This window comes from Yersinia alsatica (assembly GCF_902170305.1).
Lineage (GTDB): Bacteria > Pseudomonadota > Gammaproteobacteria > Enterobacterales > Enterobacteriaceae > Yersinia > Yersinia alsatica.
The window spans coordinates 105,459-124,267 of the sequence record NZ_CABHWW010000003.1 but is presented as its reverse complement, the minus strand read 5'-3'; the positions used below and the strand labels follow the sequence as shown (position 1 = coordinate 124,267).

Genomic DNA, 18,809 nt, shown 5'->3' with positions numbered 1-18,809 from the left:
TTATTTAGTCTTGTATTTAAATGCATCTCATTTTTGATAATGCGTATTTATTGTGTGAATTAACTATTAAATAATACCCTTAGGATATTTGTTTTTATGTCATTAAGATTATGTGGCAATTATTGACATCTATTGCATCCTACCTATAGTGAAATTAATTTTATAAATCAGTAGGGGCTAATATGTCATTTCATAATGAAATGGGTGCTATTTTAATAAAAAAAGATAAACCAACGGTGATTAGTGATATATATGACGTCGCAGTAAATAATAGAAAGGTTTATTTAGATGAGGGTTTATTGGAATGGCTTAAATATGGACGAAGCCTGTTAGAAGAAAAGCTGAATAAAAATGAAGTTATTTATGGCGTAAATACAGGATTTGGCGGTAATGCAAATATGATCGTTCCTGCCGCCACAATGGCAGAACATCAAAATAACTTACTCCGATTTATGTGTGCTGGTACCGGCCCGGCTCTTCCTCCTGAACACGTACGGGCGGCTCAGTTTCTAGTATTAATTGCAGTTTGCCGTGGCTGGTCTTCTATTTGTCCAGAAACAGCACAAATGCTGGCAGAACATCTTAATAAAGGCATTATTCCTATCGTTCCTCGTTATGGTTCAGTCGGTGCGAGTGGTGATTTAATTCCTTTGACATACATTGCTAGAGCATTATGTGGGGAAGGAAAGGTTTGGTATGGTGGTGCAGAGCTAACCGCAGCAGAGGCGATAGAAAAAGCCAGTTTATTACCTATAACTCTGAAAGCAAAAGAGGGATTGGCTCTGATTAATGGTACGCGGATGATGACCGGAATTAGTGCAATTGCAGTTGTTAGACTGGAGAAAACACTTAAAGCAGGAGTGGCTGGAATTACAATGGCGATTGAAGCATTGCAAGCTTCCGATGAACATTTTGACCCCCGAATTCAAGAAATAAAAAACCATCCGGGACAAAAAGCAATTGCCGCCACATTACGCACACTCCTGAAAGGCTCTCGGCAGGAAAGTTTGCTTTACAAACTTAAGCAGCAACTTAATGTCCGATCTAATAGTGGTGTCGTGACGAGATTAGACTCGACAGTTCAGGAAGTTTATTCAATACGTTGTGTCCCGCAAATATTAGGTATTATTCCCGAGTCCTTGGCTTACACCAAAACCATTATTGAGCGCGAAGCCTATTCAGCTAATGATAATCCTTTGATAGATCCTAATACCGGAGATGTATTAAACGGGGGCAACTTTATGGGGCACCATATAGCAAGAACCATGGATGCATTGAAACTGGATATAGCCTTACTTGCAAATCATCTGCACTCAATAGTCGCCCTGATGATGGATGAACGCTTTTCTCATGGATTGGCAAATTCGCTTAGCCCTGTCCCCGGGATATATCAAGGAATGAAAGGTATTCAACTCTCACAGACTGCACTTGTTGCTGCAATTCGTCGCGAATGTTCCCCTTCAGGAATTCATACTATGCCGACAGAGCAATATAATCAGGATATCGTCAGTCTGGGAACACATGCTGCACAGGATGTTGTTGAAATGGAAATCAAGCTACGAGATGTTGTGTCAATGACATTAATTACTGCAGCACAGGCTTTAACTCTCAGAGACAACTTACCGACTATTGCGCCTGAAGTTGCTGAATTTTATCACGCAGTTCGTCGCTTCACCCCGGTACTTGATAAAGATCGCCCTCTGGATGAAGACATTATTCGTCTATCAAAAGCAATTATTTCCGATGAGTTACCGTTACCAGAAATTGTGTTGAATTAATGCCTTAACATCTAACTCTGAGGTATATCATGTTCTTAAAAAGTCTACGCGAACAAATAAATCTTCTTAAAAGGCAGGGTGATTTAAGGATAATTAACCGTCCAGTTGATAGCTACCTGGAAGCGGCTGCAATAATTCGACGCAGCACGGAAACCAAAGCGCCAGTCCCATTAATGACAAATATAAAAGGTTATCCTGGTTGCTCAATTGTGGGGGGGCTCGCAGCACTGTCATCTAATCCTGAATATCCACTCTCACGAGTGGCGATGTCATTGGGGTTATCAACAACAGCAAGCGCACAGTCTATTGTTCAATATCTGATTGATGGATTAAAGAAAACGCCTTATTTACCCGTAGAAATAGACAGTAACTCTGCACCCTGTAAGCAAAATATTTTACGTGGCGAGGATGCCTCATTAGTGCACTTTCCTATACCTCAGGTTCATCAACACGATGGCAACCGCTACGTAAATACCTGGGGTGTTTTTATTGTTGAATCACCTGATGGTCAGTGGTGTAACTGGTCAATACAACGAGTGCAATATCTTAATGACCGGCAGATGATTGCACTGGTTTTTCCCAGCCAGCATATTTCTGATATATGGGAAGAGTGGGTGAAAATTGGTAAACCTATGCCTTATGTATTGGTTCAGGGATGTGAGCCAATTGTTCCGTATATTGCTGGATTACCTCTTCTTGAACGTAATGTTAATGAGGCAGAATATATTGGTGCGCTCTATGGCAAGGGGATTGAGGTTGTTAAATGTGAAACCCACGATTTAAGAGTACCCGCCAGCTCGGAAGTGGTTATTGAAGGTTATTTTGCTATTACCCGCGAAGGTGTTGAAGGGCCGTTCGGTGAATTTGCCGGGTACATCCCGAATGAAAACTCTCTGCAACCTATTCTTTCCATTACAGCTATCAGTTGGCAAGATGACCCCATTTGGCCAGTCGTGGCTGAGGGTAAACCGGTTGATGAATATCACACTTGCTCAGGAATAGGTGATGCAGCCGCTATTCAAAATATATTATTGACAGCGAATTTGCCCGTGTCTTTTGTTTGGGTACCACTATATTCCGCCTGTCACTTAATGATTGTTTCTATTAACCGTCATTGGCGTCAGACTCATCCAGATTTGACCAGCGAACAATTAACTAAAAAGGTGGGAGATGTTATTCATCAAACACGAAATAGTATCAAATTACCCAAAATTGTTGTGCTGGATGATGATGTTGACCCCGCGGATACCGAGTCCCTACTTTGGGCGTTAGCAACGCGTATACATCCTGAGAGAAAACGCTATTTCTATGAAAGTTGTATTTTACCATTATTGAGTTGTTATTCTGAGGAAGAGCGTCATAACCGTAAGGGGAAGCGCGTTATTATCGATGCACTGCTACCGGAAAATCATGGGGCTATTAGCTCATTCGATTATGCTTATCCCGATGATATTAAACAGCGGGTATTGATGCATTGGGAGACTGATTTTAGTCATGACTAATAGTGTTGTTGACTGGTAATAATAAAAAGTCCCACTCAATCCAAGTGGGACTTTTAGTTTATTAGTTTTTCGCGGTCTGGCCGGCTGTATTGGTATTTTGGCCCTGGCTTACAGGGTAGGTGCCTTGGTAGCTGTCATGGTCACCGATATTTGCCATTGAAACTGTTGGTGCCAAGATTGCTGCGATGAGGGCGAGTGCGGCGATAGTTGTTTTCATAATAAATTCTCTTCTGTTTGTTCAGGGGAAAGCTGATTGCTTTCGATAGAAGAAATGTTACTCCGATCACATAATTTGAATATCGAAGAGAATTGCTGGTATTAGTCAAAAAATATGAACGATCTTTATCTGCATCCTCATGCTGTGACAACGCAGCCTGATTAGGCCATTGCTCTGATACGTGGCAGAATATAAAAAAACAATGACAGCTGTTTCACCTGAGATGACAAAGACCTATATATGGATCGCTCCCGTTTACTGAAGTTTCTGCTACCTTATTTGTGGCCTAAAAATAACCGCAAACTGCGCTATTACCTGATTGCTGCCGTCATATTTATGGTGGTTTCCAAGGTCAGCACGACACTGGTTCCGCTCGCCTATAAGGCTATGGTCGATACATTAAGCAGCGAAAGCGCCAAGATGATGGCGATTCCTCTTGGTTTTATTGTCGCTTATGGGGTCGCGAGAATTAGTGCTTCTTTATTTGAAGAACTGCGTAACGTCATGTTTATACATATCAGCCAGAATGCAACTCGATTACTTGGCCTGCGAGTATTTAAACAATTACATGAGCTCAGTTTACGCTTTCATCTTGATCGGCAAACGGGAGGGTTATCGCTATCTATCGAACGTGGAACACAAGCCGTAGCGACAGTTCTTTCACGTATATTGTTCTCTATATTCCCCATTTTATTTGAGATAACACTGGTCTCTCTGATCATGTGGCATCTGCTAGATGGTTGGTTTGCCGTCGCCATTTTAGTCACTGTGGCGTGTTATATCCTGTTTACCGTGGTGGCGGTGAGCTGGCGAACGCGTTTTCGGCGGGAGCTAAATAAGGCCAATGCGGATGCCAATACAAAATCTATCGACAGCTTGATAAATTATGAAACGGTAAAATATTTTGGTAATGAAGAGTTCGAAGCCGAGCGTTTCAATACCTCGCGTCAACTCTATGAATATGCAGCGATAAAAAATCAGTTCAGTTTTACAGCATTAAGTCTTGGGCAAACCGCAATTATCTCGATAGGGTTGGTTGTGATGATGTCTATGGCGGCGAAAGGTATCACGCAAGGCCATATGACCATCGGCGATTTTGTTCTGGTTAATGCCTATCTTCTCCAGTTATATCAGCCGCTCAATTTCTTTGGGTTTATTTACTCCGAAATCAGGCAGGCACTAATTGATATGGAGAATATGCTCGATTTGTTGATGGTTAAGAAAGAAATTACAGATCGTCCTAATGCACCAGCTTTGCATCTTACCAAAGGTGAAGTACGTTTTGACTCAGTGAGTTTCGGTTATGATCCGCGCAGACCTATTTTAAATAAAGTGAGTTTTACTATTCCCGCAGGTAAAACGGTGGCGGTTGTCGGCGCATCAGGTGCAGGTAAATCGACACTCTCTCGCTTACTGTTTCGTTTTTATGATGTCACTGATGGCGCGGTTTATATTGATGGTCAAGATATTCGCAATGTGACCCAAGCGAGTCTGCGTGAAGCTATTGGTATTGTCCCTCAGGATACCGTGTTATTTAACGATACGCTGCGTTATAACATTGCTTATGGCAGAACCTCTTCAAGCTTTGAAGAGATTGAGCGCGCAGCAAAACTCGCACATATTCATAATTTTATCATTAGTCTGCCAGATGGTTATGACACTCGGGTCGGAGAACGTGGGCTTAAGTTGTCTGGCGGCGAGAAACAACGAGTGGCAATTGCGCGCACTATCCTTAAAAATCCGGCTATTTTAGTTTTTGATGAAGCGACGAGCGCATTAGATACTCATACTGAACGCGAGATTCAGGCCCATCTGCGGGAAGTCAGCCGAGATCACACCACACTGGTTATTGCTCACCGTTTATCAACCATCATTGATGCCGACGAGATTATTGTGATGGAAGCCGGCGAGATCGTAGAGCGTGGGCGGCATGAGGCATTATTGCTTAAGAATGGACGATACTCAGCCATGTGGCAAAATCAGTACCATGAAGAGGAACAACTCGCTTTGTAACACACTGTTGCATTATGAGTATTTAGGGCGGTTTGATTCTTCCGCCCTAAGCTCCGGTAAAGTGAGTGTAAGCAAATACTGCCAGGGCTATGGCAATCATTATCATCGTTGTCTTTCGCATTTAAGTTCAGCTCTCGTTATACATTGTTAGTGTTTGGTTGCTGCCCAAGAAGATAACGGAAAACCAGCGAAAAAACATCGATCAACTGCAAACATCGATCAACCGCACAATACTCCAGTGTCATCTAAACCTAATTGAATTGATAACGGCGCCAGCACTGGCGTTCACTATGACAAATGATCCTTATAAGTTGATCCATGTCACGGTTTTATGATAATTATTTGTGTTATTTTAGAGGGCGTGCTAGGCCGCATGAGGGGGTTAAAATGTCAGCACTTGAGAAGCTTGTTTCTGCCTATTGCCATACCAGCCTGGACTTTGTGGCATCCACGGTTGCGTTTATGGAAAACCAAAAAAAGAAGATTAATGTTGATGAGATTGAAGCCAAATTTTCACCGGAGGAACGCGATTTCTTTCGGGAAAGATTAACTCATTATAGGGATATTTATCGGCCACTGTAAATGGAGCGGCCAATACATCAATATTTAGTTATGCTAAGTAAGCCGCCAGAGAGCGGCTTACTCTATATTGCTATCACTCAGTGCAAAAACCAAGATGAATATTATCAGGATTTCTTGGTGGCGAGAATCACACTTGATGCTTTAAATAACGCAGTGACCTCACTCCCTACAGATAATGCCATCTCTTCCAGACTTTCATTAGTAATCACCGAAATGAGCACCAATCCATTAACGGTAACGACATGAACAGTAGAGTTTACAGCGCCTTTTGTGACAGTTTGGACTTTACCGGTAAATTGATTACGGGCAGAGAAATTTAAACCGCAATCCAGAGAAGCTAAAATAACCCAAGGCGCCTTTATTAGGGCGACAGCCGGTTTACCTACTGTTAATCCTAATGCTTTGCAGCTGGTTTTGGTAATAACAGTTGTTAGCTTTTCCCCGCCCTTTAAAGTCAGGACGACTTCATCATTGACTGAACCTTCAATAATGGCATGGACTGTTCCAGCTAACTGATTTCGTGCGGAGATAGACATCGGATTTCCTCATGGTCATGTCAGATTGAAGTTGAGCCAGATAAGGCCCTTACTCGACACCCCATTTGACCAAATACACCTGTAGGAGTACAGGTATGACTCATATCGAGCACATAAAAAAATGCACATGTGCTGGTCGTCACAATATTCCCGCTATTTTTTACCAAACCCTCGAGGTGACTGCTCAAAAAATGGTCAATTAAGCTAAGATCAATAGAGGCAATGCATTGACCGTGGAGCCTGTTATGTACCATCGGATAGAGGGAAGTGAATACCGCCGTATCTTTATTGTCGGTGATATTCATGGCTGTTATAAAAAATTGATGGATGCTCTGGATCGTGTCCAATTTGAGCGTGCGACTGACTTAGTGGTTTCAGTGGGGGATCTTGCTGATCGTGGTTCACAGAATCTTGAATGTTATGAACTGCTTAATGCGTATTGGTTTCGTGCTGTTCGTGGCAATCATGAGCAAATGGCCATTGATGTCGTGGCTGGAGGGGAGTTTGACACCTGGATTGCAAATGGCGGGCGGTGGTTTTTCTCTCTGGAGGAGGGCAAGAAACATCAGGCCGAACAGTTGATTAAACTGGCGGAAAAACTGCCGTTAGTCATTGAGGTCAATACTGATAGCGGAAAATATGTTATCGCCCATGCTGATTATCCTTCTGATGAATATGTTTACGGCAAGCCTGTTAGTGAACAATTGGTGGTGTGGAATCGTAAACGTCTGAATGCGGCGATGAAGGGGGAAAGTAATGAAATTACTGGGGCAGATAAATTTATTTTCGGTCACACCCCCTTAGTAAAACCGTCATTATTTAAAAACCAGCTTTATATTGATACTGGCGCGGTATTTGGTAATACACTGACTTTGATTCAAATTCAGTAGAGAGATATGTCGTTGTCATTTATTAGTCTTATTCCTGCAATAAAAATGCCTCGTTAGCTGAATACACTCGCATTTCCGATATTAAGTCCCAAAGAGGATACCACCATGTTATTTTCCCTGCTGTTATCAGCGCGGGCGGCTGCCGCACGCTGGTTGTTACCGCAATACGGTATCTATAATGCCGTTCAACATGATATTTATCCCCCTTCACTTTATAGCGATTGCGCTATTGATTGGCACTAACCATGAGCCAACCCAATATGTTGCAAACTGCGGGCATTTCATTGTCCGGGATATCTCATTCCTTTGCCCATCATCAGGTGCTCAATAATGTCAATTTAGACGTGCCACAAGGTACGGTTTTGGCGCTGTTAGGCCCTTCTGGTTGCGGGAAAAGTACCTTACTAAAACTCTTAGCCGGCTTGCTACAACCCTCTGCGGGTGAAATTCATTTTGGTCAGCAACGAATAGCAGGTGAGAACTTTAATCTGCCTCCTGAGCAACGTGGGTTGGGAATGGTATTTCAGGATTATGCACTGTGGCCGCATATGACCGTGGCGCAAAATGTTGGCTTTCCCCTACAGATGCGCGGAGTGCGCGGTGAACTCAAACAGGCGCGCATCGATGCTGCATTGGCACGCGTCGGGTTGGCTGATTTTGCTCGTCGTCGCCCGTCTGAACTTTCTGGGGGTCAGCAGCAGCGGGTGGCATTAGCCCGGGCCATTGTTGCCGAGCCACAAGTGCTGCTGTTTGATGAGCCACTATCAAACCTGGATCGTGAATTACGTGAGTCTTTGAGCCAAGAGATGCGGGTGCTACTGCGCCAACTGGGTACCACGGCGGTCTATGTCACTCATGATCATGCTGAGGCCACCGTGTTAGCGCACCGTATAGCTCGGCTATCTAAGGGCCAGATTGTTGATATTTCAGTACTTTAATAACCTATGGGATAAATGGAATGAGCACAAAGCTGATTAACGTAAAGAGAACAGGAGTGATAGTGGGTATGGCGCTTTCTTTGACTATGGCGGCAGGCAGTGCTCAGGCGCTGACACTGTATACCGCAGGGCCGGGGACTCTGGCAAAAAAACTGGCTGCGGGTTATGAAAAACAAAGCGGCGTAAAAGTTGATATTTTTCAGGCGACTACTGGCAAAGTTATGGCACGACTGGAAGCGGAGCAAGCCAATCCTCGTGCCGATATCCTGATTTCAGCTTCATGGGATACTGCCACCGATTTGCAGCAGCGTGGTTGGTTGCTCAATTATGAAAGCCCGAATGCTGCACAAGTGCCGCCGCAGTTTAAAACACCTTACTATGTCGCTCAGGGTATTTCCGCATTGGGCATTGTATGGAATAGCAAAAGTGGGACGCCGGAGCCCCATGAATGGCAAGATCTTGCTCAACCAGTGTTTAAAGATAAAGTCACTACGCCAGACCCTGCGCTGTCAGGGGCTTCCCTCGATTTATTGATTGGACTACAGAATGCTCAAGGTGAAAAAGCCTGGCAACTGTTTGAACAACTTAGGGCCAATGGCATGATCATTGCTGGGCCAAATGCGCAAGCGCTGACGCCAGTATTGCAAGGGGCTAAAGCAGCTGTATTTGGTGCAGTAGATTATGTCGCTTACAGCAGTGTTGAAAGCGGGGAGTCAATTAAAGTGATTTTCCCAGCCAGCGGCACGGTTATTGCGCCACGACCAATGATGATTCTGAAAAGTACGCCACAACCTGAGCAGGCAAAAGCTTTCATCGACTATGTTTTATCGCCAGAAGGACAGCAGGCGGTGGCGGACGCATGGTTGATGCCCGCCAGACAAGATGTCGAGGCTAAGCGACCCCTGTTCAAATCGCTGACATTACTGCCGGAAGGGGATGGTGCTTCAGCTTCCCGTACGGCGGTATTATCGCGTTTTGCCACGCTATTTGGTCAGCGCTAATCTCAGGGATATCGCGCGTGCCTTTACCGGTGCGCGCAGGAGTATGGGATGAAAAAGTTCTCTTTACTGCCATTGGTGACCTTGGCGGCGTTACTATTATTGGTTGCGATACCGGTCTTTTTTGTGGTGCTTCAGGCGGTTTTTCCTCAATTGGAAAAAGGTTTATTCAGCGCACCTTTCAGTGCTTTTTATCTACTATTCAATCAGTCAGGGTTAGGGGAGCTACTGAGCGGCACCTTGCAAGTCGGGCTTGGTGTTGCTGTGGGCAGTGCCATTATCGGGATCCCATTAGGCGCATTGCGGGGATTATTCTCCTTGCCTCTGGCGCGCGTTTGGGATCTGTTATTTTTGGTGCCATTTCTTATCCCTCCCTATATTGCGGCTCTGTCATGGATGCTGGCGCTACAACCTCAGGGGTATATGGAACAGTTATTCTCACTGCACTTGAGTGAATGGCTGTTTTCTCTGCCCGGTATTATTGGGGTGATGACGCTGAATATTTTCCCGGTGGTTTATTTCGCCGTTTCGCGCAGTATGGCAGCCAGCGGTCATCGACTTGCTGAGGTTGCCAGAGTGCACGGCGCAGGGCCGTGGCAGGCTTTTGCGCGAGTGACATTGCCATTGGCACTTCCTGCAATGGCGGCCAGCTTACTATTGGCATTCACTCTGGCGATTGAGGAATATGGCGTACCGGCGGCGTTAGGTAGCCGCTCGGGTGTCAGAGTCATGACTTCGGGCATTGAACAGCGGCTGGCGGACTGGCCGATTGATTTGCCGGGAGCGGCGGTATTGTCACTGTTGTTAGTGGCTATTGCATTGACGGCATTTACTCTGCAACGAGCCATTGTCCGTGGGCGCAATGTGGAAACAACAACCGGCAAACCGGCTCCCGTAATTGAACGGCATCTGGGGGGCTGGCGGTGGCCGGTACTCTTTCTGTTTGCCGGTACGGCATTGATCACTGTGGGGCTGCCGGTAGCATCGATGCTAGCAACCGCCTTCTCTCGCACGCTTTCCGGTGGCCTGTCTCTCAGCAATCTCACAGTTCAGCATTTTTCTGGATTATTGGGTGGGGAAAGTGAGGGTTTATCCGCACTGACTACCAGTATCTCGCTGGCGTTGGGCAGTGCCATATTGACCGGAGTGATAGGTTTTCTTGCCGCTTGGTTGGTGGTGGGGCGACGAGTTCGTGGGGCGACAGCCATTGATGCTTTATCACTGCTGCCCGCAGCAGTACCGGGGATAGTAATTGGCGTGGGGCTAATTTTGGCTTGGAACCACAGCTTCTGGCCCATTAGCCCATACAATAGCTGGGTTATCTTGTTAATGGCGTACAGTTGCCTGTTACTGCCTTATCCGGTGCGTTATGTTGGCGCGGCACTAGCACAAATTGGTGGGAATCTAGAGTCGGCGGCGAGAGTCCATGGGGCTACGGCATTTAATGCTTTGCGCTGCATTGTTCTGCCATTGATATTCCCAAGCTTAATGGCATCAATGATGCTGGTATTTGCTGTGGCGGCGCGGGAGTTGGTCACCTCTCTATTGCTGTCACCTGCGGGTGTCCAGACCGTATCAATCTTTGTCTGGCGTCAGTTTGAGCAAGGTTCGGTCGGGGATGGAATGGCCATGGCCAGTGTTACGGTATTTTTTAGCCTGACTATCATGTTACTGGCTTTACGTTTGAATCAACGCCACTTGCGATGAGTTTTCTCTCTATCTAAAACCACGTCCTGATAATACGACCCGCGCTCACTGGGGGCGGGTCGTATCAATCAAAATGATATAAAGCGCGACGTGTACTTATTGAGTAACAGAATTCGTGATAACAATACTGATGCTGCGAATACGGAGAACAGCAGAGTGAACCTCAGTGTGACATCGGATAAGTTATATGCGCTGGAGATAAAGTAGAAAATACCATCATGCAGAATATAGACCCCGATCATCGATGGGCTGATATAGGCTAACGTTTTTCTTATCCATTCGTGTTTTGTATTAAAGTTATCAAATATGACAAATAAACATAAACTCAGGATTAAAACGTGTAAATTATCGAGAAAGTAGCCTGCATTCACTGTTTTATACACATGTATCGACATAAAACTTTCATAGTAATACATGGAAATGGCTGTCGGGATAAGGAGCACTTTGGCGGCAAGACGTACTCTTGGCAATTTAGTTATTCTTTGGCAAACCCTCGAACATAGGAATCTGCCCGCTATATAATAGAAAACCCAAGTCCATAATCTAAAGTATTGTGGAAAATCAATCAGATATGGCCTTTCACTGAATGCACTAATCAAGTCGATAGAAATAGAAAATATAACCAAGCAGGAGAGGGTTATTATTGCCGTTCTGTTACTTTTTAACACCTTAGAGATTATTGGGTTAATGAGATAAATAATGGCAATGCTGAATAACAGCCAACTCTGCAAGAAATATCCACGTTTGAAACCATCTTCATTGATAAAGAAGAAAAGCACGTTCCAGAAGATAATAATGCTTATTATCGACTTTAGTTTTCTTAGGATATCTTGTTGATCTATTTCATCATTTGAGTCGATATAACCGATAATCATGAAGAATAGTGGAGTCGCGATGATCGACAAAAAGTACAAAACGCTCATCACTTCGCCGCCTAAAAAACACTGTTCAGTACAGGTTTTACTGGCTGAATAAAAAGTAACAGCAGAAAAACAGCTCAACGTTTTGAGAGCATGTAAACCAACGTTTCTCATAAAGTAGTCTGACTTAGAATAAGGTTAGATGAGATATACAGCTTCATAGGGCGTAGGCTTTGCATCTGAACCTTCCTATTTAGGCTACTAATTTCTATATATTTTTACATATAATCTCAATGCTGTCACGTTTGAGAAACTTAATTATAAATAAATCGTCAGGAAAGATGTCTGACAGAAAAAGACGTTTCCTACACTCCTAGGTGTTGACATCCTATATATCTCCTCTCCCCCCTGTGGTCTACTAAAATAAGGATATATCTAGTCTATCTTTCTAATTTTTAATGATATTTCATTTAATCACATGTAGACGTGAGTTAACAATTCATAGAGTGCTGAAGCACTAACGGGTGTGGCCAATATGATAAGTTGCATGATAGTTGATAACGATAAATATCAAACACTAGGTATGGTATCTATCGTAAAAAAGATATTTACATCGTTAGGATTTAAAAAGGAGATTAAATTCTATCGGAAGGCATTTTATTCGGCAGATATCATTTTTATTGGTGTAGATGAGTTCAGCTTTTTTGAAGCATTAAAACGTTTGGATAAAGCGCCTTCAGAAGCAGATGTTTTTTTGATTTGCGATGCCAGATTGAATAGCTTTTTGCAGGGCATCCCACGATTCAGTAATGTCACTATGATCTTTAGAGAAGACTCAGTCGATACTGCAACGAATAAGATCACTGCGGTGCTTAAACGTAGGCTTCGTGGGATTAAAGATAATTTAACTGAGCGCAAAGTCACTAAGGTGTTGAGTCTACCGTCCTCGGATCGACAATATTTAACACCAAATGAAAATATTGTATTGAAGTTGTTTAATGAAGGTTTTTCGGGCGGAGATATCGCCAGAATTTTGAAGAAGAGTGAAAAAACAGTCAGTGGGCAAAAACGGTCTGCGATGAAGAAATTGGGTGCCCGTACTGACGTTGAGTTAATTAAAATGTTTATGTTCAAATAGTTAATACAAAAAACGGACTGAATTTTTGGTTAGTTTTATCGTCAACACCAGAGAATACCAAAGGGATTTTCTTGTGCTAGCGGGCAGGGATGCCAGCATCAGTCTCCCGGGGGAGGGCCCCGGGCAGCCCCAGCGTTATGTCATTTGGGGCTGTTGATGGGGGATACTCTGCAACTGCTTCAGTAAAAAAGCATCAGTATTAAATACTTTTCAACTTCGCCACCGTAGCGTCGATATCAACTTCATGCTCAGAAAATGTATAAGTTACATTTTGGAATGTAGTAATCGACAGCATTTTTAATGGCACGGTCTTCTCTGAAATATCTTCTTCCTGCGGCCGGATTTTATTCATCAGTAAATTTACTGAGAGGACGGTATTGGCTTTATCAACCTCAGCCTGTGCAGGAACTTCTTTGGTGAAAGTATTAAATGACTTAATGCTGGTGAGTTTGATTCTCTCATTGGCAATGAATATATACTTGCTCTCAATGGCCACTTTTACCGCATATGCAGACAATCCTTTGGTATTGGTTGTCGGTTCGAAAGTCACTTCCGCACCTTTTTTGATCATCTCGGGATTAGCAACTTTAATAACGTGAAAATAACGGTTATCTCCGTTCTCATCGGTGATAAACCCAAAACCTTTATCTTCAAAAAAAGTTGTTATTCTACCGTTCATCATGCATCTCATATTAGCGAATCCAATGGGTAAGTATAATACAGGTGAATCGCTTTCAGATACAGTCTGGTGGTTTTGTCGCGTCTTTTAGACCTAGTTAAGGTGAGTTGTAAAAGCAAGAAATATGGATTTCTGTGCTATAAATTGAGCAGAAAAGGCGACTTTTTCACTTTTTCTCTGTTTTTTGTGATCTCTGCCGTGGACAAAAAACGGTTCTATTGCTGTACTGTATTTGACACACATTTTGTGTCCAACATTCACGTAAAGGTAAGTTTGATGTCTAAGATTAAAGGTAGCGTTAAGTGGTTCAATGAAGCTAAAGGCTTTGGTTTCATCACCCCAGAAGATGGCAGCAAGGACGTTTTCGTTCATTTCTCAGCCATCGCTAGCAACGGTTTCAAAACTCTTGCTGAAGGCCAGCGTGTAGAATTTGAAATCACGACTGGTGCTAAAGGGCCATCTGCTGCTAATGTTATCGCTATCTAAGTAGCCCATATCTCTTAAAACCCGCCTCAATAGGCGGGTTTTTTATTTATGGCATTGAATTGGCACAAGAAAGGATGTTTGTTAAAAGAGATATTCTTTTAAGAAAATGAAGGTGATAGACAGGCAAAAAATCACTGTTATCCATTCAACCCGAGTCTTGGGTACACTAAACATAGAATCTATCCAGCGCATCAGTCACCCCAATGGCTAACTGTTCTTTGCTGAATAATTATCCGGCCCGAAGATTAAGAAAACATTAAGAGGGTGACCGCCAGTGAGGAATATTTTCCCCTCAAGATAGGTGCCTGAATCAATGTTATTAACACTCTGAGTAATAGATGGTTTATTGACTCGCGAATTTATTGGCTAGCAATAGAGTTGACCAACATAAAAGCCAGCATAGTCATGGCGAGTGAACCGGCTAAATTAAGTAAGACAGTCCCAGCTGCCCAGGCTAATTTCCCATCCTGTATTAAATAGACCACTTCAACTGAGAAAGTGGAAAACGTGGTTAGGCCACCACAAAACCCAGTGGTAATCAGTAATTTCCAAACGGGGTCAATATGGGTCATTCGGGTAAATAGGGCTAATGCCAAGCCGATAATAAAGGCACCCGCCAAGTTTACGATAAGTGTCCCCACCGGGATATTGCTTGATAGACTGTTTAGCTTCATGCTGACTAGCCAGCGGGCAACGCTACCCACACCGCCACCAATAAATACTGCAAGTAATGTATTAAACATAAATACCTATTCTTATGGGTATCCTTGTGCGAATACCTTGTTCAACTCGCTAATTCAATACGGTTACGGCCATTATCTTTTGCCAAATACAGTGCGGAATCAGCGGCTTTTAGCCATTGCTGATAGTTAATCATGTCGTGCCGGTAGTCGGCAATACCGGCGCTAACTTTGAGTTGTAAAGGGGGGGCTTGGGCAAAGGCTAAACCGGCCAGTTTTTCCTGGATTCTGGTAAGGACTTCTCTGGTTTGCTCCGCCGTCGTATTGGGCAAAATAGCCCCGAACTCATCACCCCCATAGCGGCCAACAATATCGATGGCTCGCAGCCCCAGCAATAGCTCTTCGGCAAGGACAGTAATAGCCTCATCACCGACAGCATGACCAAAGGTATCATTAATCGATTTGAAGTTATCAATATCAAGTAAAATCAGTGTGGCACCGTGTTGGTAGCGCCGACAGCTGTCAAATTGATTATGTAGCTGATGTTCCCAATGTCTGCGGTTATACAGCCCGGTCAATCCATCTCTTACACTGATGCGCAGTAACTCTTCTTTATTTTCGGCCAGACGTTTTGCGGTTCGATAGGTGACTAATCCGAGCAGGGAAGGGTAGATAATAATCATTGGCAGGCACGCATAAACTTGGATGGGTGATGTTTCGGGCCTAAAGGGTAAATTAAATATCCATGCGGTCAGTAAACTACAGGCGATTTGTAATGCCAGCCCTTTGTAGAAAACATTTTTTCCACCCGAGGCAATATTGTTCATACTCATCATGGAGAGAATAACAATCGATGGTAGGGCATTGAATGACATTATTGCGACCCAAACGCCGCCTAGCGCTGAGTCTATTTTCATATTAATTATTTCTTGCTCAAACGGCTGTTCAGAGCGCAGGGCCAGAAGGAATGCAATATGTGGCCAGATGAGCCCATTGATGGCCAGCGCAATCCATAGCCACAATGAAGCATTTTCCGTGTACAACACTGAGCCGACACAAAACATGCCAATACCTAAGCCAAATGCTCGCGGTAAATAGGTTCTTTTAGCAAAACTTAACCCGGATCGGCGGGTATTTATTCTACTTGAATAAGGCAATTGGCGGTTCCCTCGTTTTTTCTGCTTTAGGGGGATGTTAACGGCAATGTCTCATCCGGAATGAGTCAAAAATAAGTAAGTACAGACTCTTGAGTAAATCATAGTTCACTAACGAAATCTGTTACATATTACTGTTGTTTTAATCAATAATTTATTCGTAAATAGTCCATGATTTAATGAACAGTGCTAACCAAGAAGGTATATATGGAAGGTCTCAGTATTACCAAATTACTGGTAGTCGGCATATTGATTGTGTTGTTGTTTGGCACCAGCAAGCTGCGGACGCTGGGTGCAGATTTAGGCGCTGCTCTTAAAGGCTTCAAAAAGGCCATGGGCAATGATGATGCACCTGCGGCAACGACAACGGCTGAATCTAAAGCAGCAACAGAAGCCAAAACCACACCGCCTATTGAGCATAAGGACTGATTATATCTGCGAGTTTTAGCCGGTATTTAGGCGACTTCGGAAGATTAGTCATCTATTAGCTCCAGCATTATCAGCGATCCGATAATGGCTGATAACAAAAAAACGGATCTCCAATGGAAATCCGTTTTTGCCTTTCTGCTGCCTAAGGTGTAATAAAATATTTCAGTCAACCAGGTCTGAACATCAGCTCAGACCCTATAGGCTTATTTGACTTCTAACCCTTTAGCTTGCAGGTCAGCATGGTAAGAAGAACGAACAAATGGGCCGCAAGCTGCGTGGGTGAAGCCCATCGCCATTGCTTCAGCTTTCATCTCGTCAAACTCAGCCGGGCTAACATAGCGCTGTACCGGTAAATGGTGGCGGCTAGGTTGTAAATATTGCCCCAGTGTCAACATGGTTACCCCGTGACGGCGCAAATCACGCATCACCTCAACGATTTCTGCATTGGTCTCACCCAAACCTACCATCAAACCAGACTTGGTCGGAATATCAGGGTGAGCTTCTTTAAAGCGCTCTAATAATTTAAGCGACCACTCATAGTTAGCGCCAGGGCGAACCTGACGATATACCCGAGGAACGTTTTCCAGATTGTGGTTAAACACATCCGGTGGTGTGACAGTCAAAATATCCAGTGCGCGATCCATACGACCACGGAAATCGGGCACCAAGGTTTCAATTTTAATGGTTGGATTCTTGGCGCGGATTGCTGAAATACAATCGGCGAAATGCTGCGCACCGCCATCACGGAGATCATCACGGTCAACCGAGGTGATCACCACATAGCGTAATCCCATATCCTTGATGGTCTGAGCCAGTTTCTCTGGTTCATTGGCATCAGGGGTCACTGGGCGGCCATGGGCGACGTCGCAGAATGGGCAGCGGCGAGTACAAATAGCGCCGAGGATCATAAAGGTGGCGGTACCGTGGTTAAAGCACTCCGACAGGTTAGGGCAGGATGCCTCTTCGCAAACCGAGTGCAGACCGTTTTTACGCATTGCTGCTTTGATCCCCTGAATACGGCTGGAGTCAGCAGGGAGCTTGATTTTCATCCATTCGGGTTTACGTAGCAGCTCCTGACGTTCGGTAACCACGGTTTTAATCGGGATTAACGCCATTTTATCTGCGTCGCGGTATTTGACGCCGCGTTCCATCTGAATCGGTTTACTCATAATCGTGCTGGTTCCAGTTCTGAATCTCTCAATTTGAGATTTTTCATTAAATTCAACGGGATGTGGCGTTCGTTAAAAAATATTTGAAAATTGTTTAAAAATTATATCATCTTTGTCCCACTCCATTCAGCCCCCAATTTTGTAAGTGTTAGTGGCTGCTGCGGGTAACTTATAATGCGTCAGATGATACATAGTCAGCCAGTGACCAAGGCTGTTGTTCTGCCTCGGGATAACCCAGTTGGCGAGTAAATTCATGCACCAATATCGGTTGGATATCAGCGACTGTTGTACCGGCTTTCAGCGCACTGACTTGCGTCATTTGCATTCCGGCATAGCCGCAGGGGTTAATGCGCTGGAAGGGCTCCAGATCCATGGCAATGTTTAATGCCAGACCATGAAATGAACAGCCTCGGCGAATGCGTAACCCCAGCGAGCATATTTTCTGCTGACCAACATAAACACCGGGCGCATCTGGGCGCGCTTGTGACTCAATACCAAAATGGGCGAGTGTTTGTATCACGGTGTTCTCAATGGCGGTGACTAACTGCCGCACCCCCACTTTGGCACGTTTGAGATCAATCATGACATACATGACTTGCTGGCCGGGGCCATGATAGGTGACTTGCCCGCCGCGGTCACTTTGGATAACCGGTATATCACCGGGCATCAGAACATGTTCGGCTTTTCCTGCCTGGCCCTGAGTAAAAACTTTCTGATGCTCAACCAGCCAGATTTCATCGGCACTGGCTTCAGTACGAAACTCAGTGAAATTATGCATGGCTTGAGATACGGGGGCATAGGGTTGTAACCCTAGCTGGCGTAAAATGATCTTGTGTTGTTGCAAGCGAGGCATCATCTGGTTACAGAAATGGTGGCGTCAGTATACCAGTCCAGAAGTGTGGGGCTACTATTTTGATATTTTAAAAAATAGATTAAGATTTTAAAAATAGGTTTTCACTTAAATTCATTGAGTTAGCGGCACCAATATAGAATTTAAGGTAAAAATAAGGCCCGGAGAGAATAACCAGTCCGAGCCATTATAAGGCGAGCTTG

General features: G+C 44.2%; 20 protein-coding genes. 12 read left to right on the top strand and 8 right to left on the bottom strand.

Annotation, left to right across the window (positions count from 1 at the left end; all coding sequences use genetic code 11):
* The first annotated feature begins 182 nt into the window (after window positions 1-182).
* Both FTA96_RS00695 and FTA96_RS00690 read left to right on the top strand, forming a co-directional pair.
* Window positions 183-1,778 carry an HAL/PAL/TAL family ammonia-lyase gene (locus tag FTA96_RS00695; protein ID WP_145572972.1) on the top strand — a complete coding sequence of 532 codons (1,596 nt, stop codon included), beginning with the start codon at window positions 183-185 and terminating at the stop codon, window positions 1,776-1,778.
* A 29-nt stretch (window positions 1,779-1,807) separates the two neighbouring features.
* Window positions 1,808-3,280 (top strand): UbiD family decarboxylase, encoded by a 1,473-nt coding sequence (locus FTA96_RS00690; protein WP_145572970.1) that lies wholly within the window; start codon window positions 1,808-1,810, stop codon window positions 3,278-3,280.
* A gap of 61 nt (window positions 3,281-3,341) precedes the next feature.
* Here the strand turns inward: FTA96_RS00690 and FTA96_RS23200 are convergent, their stop codons facing one another.
* Window positions 3,342-3,497, bottom strand: a complete 156-nt coding sequence (locus FTA96_RS23200; RefSeq protein ID WP_172665437.1) for a hypothetical protein — start codon at window positions 3,495-3,497, stop codon at window positions 3,342-3,344.
* 240 nt (window positions 3,498-3,737) lie between these two features.
* Between FTA96_RS23200 and FTA96_RS00685 the strand changes: the two genes are divergently transcribed.
* Both FTA96_RS00685 and FTA96_RS00680 read left to right on the top strand, forming a co-directional pair.
* Window positions 3,738-5,510 (top strand): ABCB family ABC transporter ATP-binding protein/permease, encoded by a 1,773-nt coding sequence (locus FTA96_RS00685; RefSeq protein WP_050122474.1) that lies wholly within the window; start codon window positions 3,738-3,740, stop codon window positions 5,508-5,510.
* A gap of 387 nt (window positions 5,511-5,897) precedes the next feature.
* Window positions 5,898-6,092, top strand: a complete 195-nt coding sequence (locus FTA96_RS00680) for a glycogen synthase (protein WP_050108766.1) — start codon at window positions 5,898-5,900, stop codon at window positions 6,090-6,092.
* A gap of 104 nt (window positions 6,093-6,196) precedes the next feature.
* Here FTA96_RS00680 and FTA96_RS00675 read toward each other — a convergent pair whose 3' ends face one another.
* Window positions 6,197-6,628 carry a TOBE domain-containing protein gene (locus FTA96_RS00675; RefSeq protein WP_145572969.1) on the bottom strand — a complete coding sequence of 144 codons (432 nt, stop codon included), beginning with the start codon at window positions 6,626-6,628 and terminating at the stop codon, window positions 6,197-6,199.
* A 245-nt stretch (window positions 6,629-6,873) separates the two neighbouring features.
* Here FTA96_RS00675 and FTA96_RS00670 point away from each other — a divergent pair, with 245 nt between their 5' ends.
* The 5 genes from FTA96_RS00670 to FTA96_RS00655 all read left to right on the top strand — a co-directional run bounded on the left by FTA96_RS00670 (window position 6,874) and on the right by FTA96_RS00655 (window position 11,161).
* Window positions 6,874-7,518 carry a metallophosphoesterase gene (locus FTA96_RS00670; protein ID WP_050122472.1) on the top strand — a complete coding sequence of 215 codons (645 nt, stop codon included), beginning with the start codon at window positions 6,874-6,876 and terminating at the stop codon, window positions 7,516-7,518.
* Between the two features lie 105 nt (window positions 7,519-7,623).
* Window positions 7,624-7,761 carry a hypothetical protein gene (locus tag FTA96_RS23195; RefSeq protein ID WP_155410779.1) on the top strand — a complete coding sequence of 46 codons (138 nt, stop codon included), beginning with the start codon at window positions 7,624-7,626 and terminating at the stop codon, window positions 7,759-7,761.
* Between the two features lie 17 nt (window positions 7,762-7,778).
* Entirely contained in the window at window positions 7,779-8,456 is a 678-nt protein-coding gene (locus tag FTA96_RS00665) for an ABC transporter ATP-binding protein (RefSeq protein ID WP_050108995.1), read from the top strand.
* Between the two features lie 20 nt (window positions 8,457-8,476).
* A complete protein-coding gene (locus tag FTA96_RS00660; protein WP_145572968.1) occupies window positions 8,477-9,457 on the top strand; it encodes an ABC transporter substrate-binding protein in 981 nt (326 codons plus the stop codon).
* A 48-nt stretch (window positions 9,458-9,505) separates the two neighbouring features.
* Window positions 9,506-11,161: an ABC transporter permease gene (locus tag FTA96_RS00655; protein ID WP_050108759.1), complete on the top strand. Its 1,656-nt coding sequence runs from the start codon at window positions 9,506-9,508 to the stop codon at window positions 11,159-11,161.
* 68 nt (window positions 11,162-11,229) lie between these two features.
* On the opposite strand, the gene FTA96_RS00650 is transcribed toward FTA96_RS00655, so the two are convergent.
* Complete coding sequence (locus tag FTA96_RS00650; protein WP_050108757.1) at window positions 11,230-12,195, bottom strand: acyltransferase family protein; 966 nt, start codon at window positions 12,193-12,195, stop codon at window positions 11,230-11,232.
* Window positions 12,196-12,568: 373 nt separating this feature from the next.
* Between FTA96_RS00650 and FTA96_RS00645 the strand changes: the two genes are divergently transcribed.
* Complete coding sequence (locus tag FTA96_RS00645) at window positions 12,569-13,159, top strand: helix-turn-helix transcriptional regulator (RefSeq protein ID WP_050108756.1); 591 nt, start codon at window positions 12,569-12,571, stop codon at window positions 13,157-13,159.
* A gap of 199 nt (window positions 13,160-13,358) precedes the next feature.
* Here the strand turns inward: FTA96_RS00645 and FTA96_RS00640 are convergent, their stop codons facing one another.
* Entirely contained in the window at window positions 13,359-13,838 is a 480-nt protein-coding gene (locus FTA96_RS00640; RefSeq protein ID WP_050108754.1) for a cold shock domain-containing protein, read from the bottom strand.
* A gap of 276 nt (window positions 13,839-14,114) precedes the next feature.
* Here FTA96_RS00640 and cspE point away from each other — a divergent pair, with 276 nt between their 5' ends.
* A complete protein-coding gene (gene cspE, locus FTA96_RS00635; RefSeq protein ID WP_004712236.1) occupies window positions 14,115-14,324 on the top strand; it encodes a transcription antiterminator/RNA stability regulator CspE in 210 nt (69 codons plus the stop codon).
* A 359-nt stretch (window positions 14,325-14,683) separates the two neighbouring features.
* Here the strand turns inward: cspE and crcB are convergent, their stop codons facing one another.
* On the bottom strand, window positions 14,684-15,067 hold the full coding sequence (gene crcB, locus FTA96_RS00630; RefSeq protein WP_050122468.1) for a fluoride efflux transporter CrcB: 384 nt from the start codon (window positions 15,065-15,067) through the stop codon (window positions 14,684-14,686).
* A gap of 41 nt (window positions 15,068-15,108) precedes the next feature.
* Window positions 15,109-16,161: a diguanylate cyclase gene (locus tag FTA96_RS00625; RefSeq protein ID WP_050108751.1), complete on the bottom strand. Its 1,053-nt coding sequence runs from the start codon at window positions 16,159-16,161 to the stop codon at window positions 15,109-15,111.
* Between the two features lie 204 nt (window positions 16,162-16,365).
* Here FTA96_RS00625 and tatA point away from each other — a divergent pair, with 204 nt between their 5' ends.
* Window positions 16,366-16,587: a Sec-independent protein translocase subunit TatA gene (gene tatA / locus FTA96_RS00620; protein ID WP_050108748.1), complete on the top strand. Its 222-nt coding sequence runs from the start codon at window positions 16,366-16,368 to the stop codon at window positions 16,585-16,587.
* A 203-nt stretch (window positions 16,588-16,790) separates the two neighbouring features.
* Here tatA and lipA read toward each other — a convergent pair whose 3' ends face one another.
* Both lipA and lipB read right to left on the bottom strand, forming a co-directional pair.
* On the bottom strand, window positions 16,791-17,756 hold the full coding sequence (gene lipA / locus FTA96_RS00615) for a lipoyl synthase (RefSeq protein WP_004712243.1): 966 nt from the start codon (window positions 17,754-17,756) through the stop codon (window positions 16,791-16,793).
* 169 nt (window positions 17,757-17,925) lie between these two features.
* The gene (lipB, locus tag FTA96_RS00610; RefSeq protein ID WP_072077560.1) at window positions 17,926-18,612 is read right to left on the bottom strand and encodes a lipoyl(octanoyl) transferase LipB; all 687 of its coding nucleotides are present in this window, start codon (window positions 18,610-18,612) and stop codon (window positions 17,926-17,928) included.
* Between the last annotated feature and the right edge of the window lie 197 nt (window positions 18,613-18,809).

Coding starts and splice junctions, on each gene's coding strand:
- FTA96_RS00695 (WP_145572972.1), top strand. CDS start 183: ATGTCATTTCATAATGAAATGGGTGCTATTTTAATAAAAAAAGATAAA.
- FTA96_RS00690 (WP_145572970.1), top strand. CDS start 1,808: ATGTTCTTAAAAAGTCTACGCGAACAAATAAATCTTCTTAAAAGGCAG.
- FTA96_RS23200 (WP_172665437.1), bottom strand. CDS start 3,497: ATGAAAACAACTATCGCCGCACTCGCCCTCATCGCAGCAATCTTGGCA.
- FTA96_RS00685 (WP_050122474.1), top strand. CDS start 3,738: ATGGATCGCTCCCGTTTACTGAAGTTTCTGCTACCTTATTTGTGGCCT.
- FTA96_RS00680 (WP_050108766.1), top strand. CDS start 5,898: ATGTCAGCACTTGAGAAGCTTGTTTCTGCCTATTGCCATACCAGCCTG.
- FTA96_RS00675 (WP_145572969.1), bottom strand. CDS start 6,628: ATGTCTATCTCCGCACGAAATCAGTTAGCTGGAACAGTCCATGCCATT.
- FTA96_RS00670 (WP_050122472.1), top strand. CDS start 6,874: ATGTACCATCGGATAGAGGGAAGTGAATACCGCCGTATCTTTATTGTC.
- FTA96_RS23195 (WP_155410779.1), top strand. CDS start 7,624: ATGTTATTTTCCCTGCTGTTATCAGCGCGGGCGGCTGCCGCACGCTGG.
- FTA96_RS00665 (WP_050108995.1), top strand. CDS start 7,779: ATGTTGCAAACTGCGGGCATTTCATTGTCCGGGATATCTCATTCCTTT.
- FTA96_RS00660 (WP_145572968.1), top strand. CDS start 8,477: ATGAGCACAAAGCTGATTAACGTAAAGAGAACAGGAGTGATAGTGGGT.
- FTA96_RS00655 (WP_050108759.1), top strand. CDS start 9,506: ATGAAAAAGTTCTCTTTACTGCCATTGGTGACCTTGGCGGCGTTACTA.
- FTA96_RS00650 (WP_050108757.1), bottom strand. CDS start 12,195: ATGAGAAACGTTGGTTTACATGCTCTCAAAACGTTGAGCTGTTTTTCT.
- FTA96_RS00645 (WP_050108756.1), top strand. CDS start 12,569: ATGATAGTTGATAACGATAAATATCAAACACTAGGTATGGTATCTATC.
- FTA96_RS00640 (WP_050108754.1), bottom strand. CDS start 13,838: ATGAACGGTAGAATAACAACTTTTTTTGAAGATAAAGGTTTTGGGTTT.
- cspE (WP_004712236.1), top strand. CDS start 14,115: ATGTCTAAGATTAAAGGTAGCGTTAAGTGGTTCAATGAAGCTAAAGGC.
- crcB (WP_050122468.1), bottom strand. CDS start 15,067: ATGTTTAATACATTACTTGCAGTATTTATTGGTGGCGGTGTGGGTAGC.
- tatA (WP_050108748.1), top strand. CDS start 16,366: ATGGAAGGTCTCAGTATTACCAAATTACTGGTAGTCGGCATATTGATT.
- lipA (WP_004712243.1), bottom strand. CDS start 17,756: ATGAGTAAACCGATTCAGATGGAACGCGGCGTCAAATACCGCGACGCA.
- lipB (WP_072077560.1), bottom strand. CDS start 18,612: ATGATGCCTCGCTTGCAACAACACAAGATCATTTTACGCCAGCTAGGG.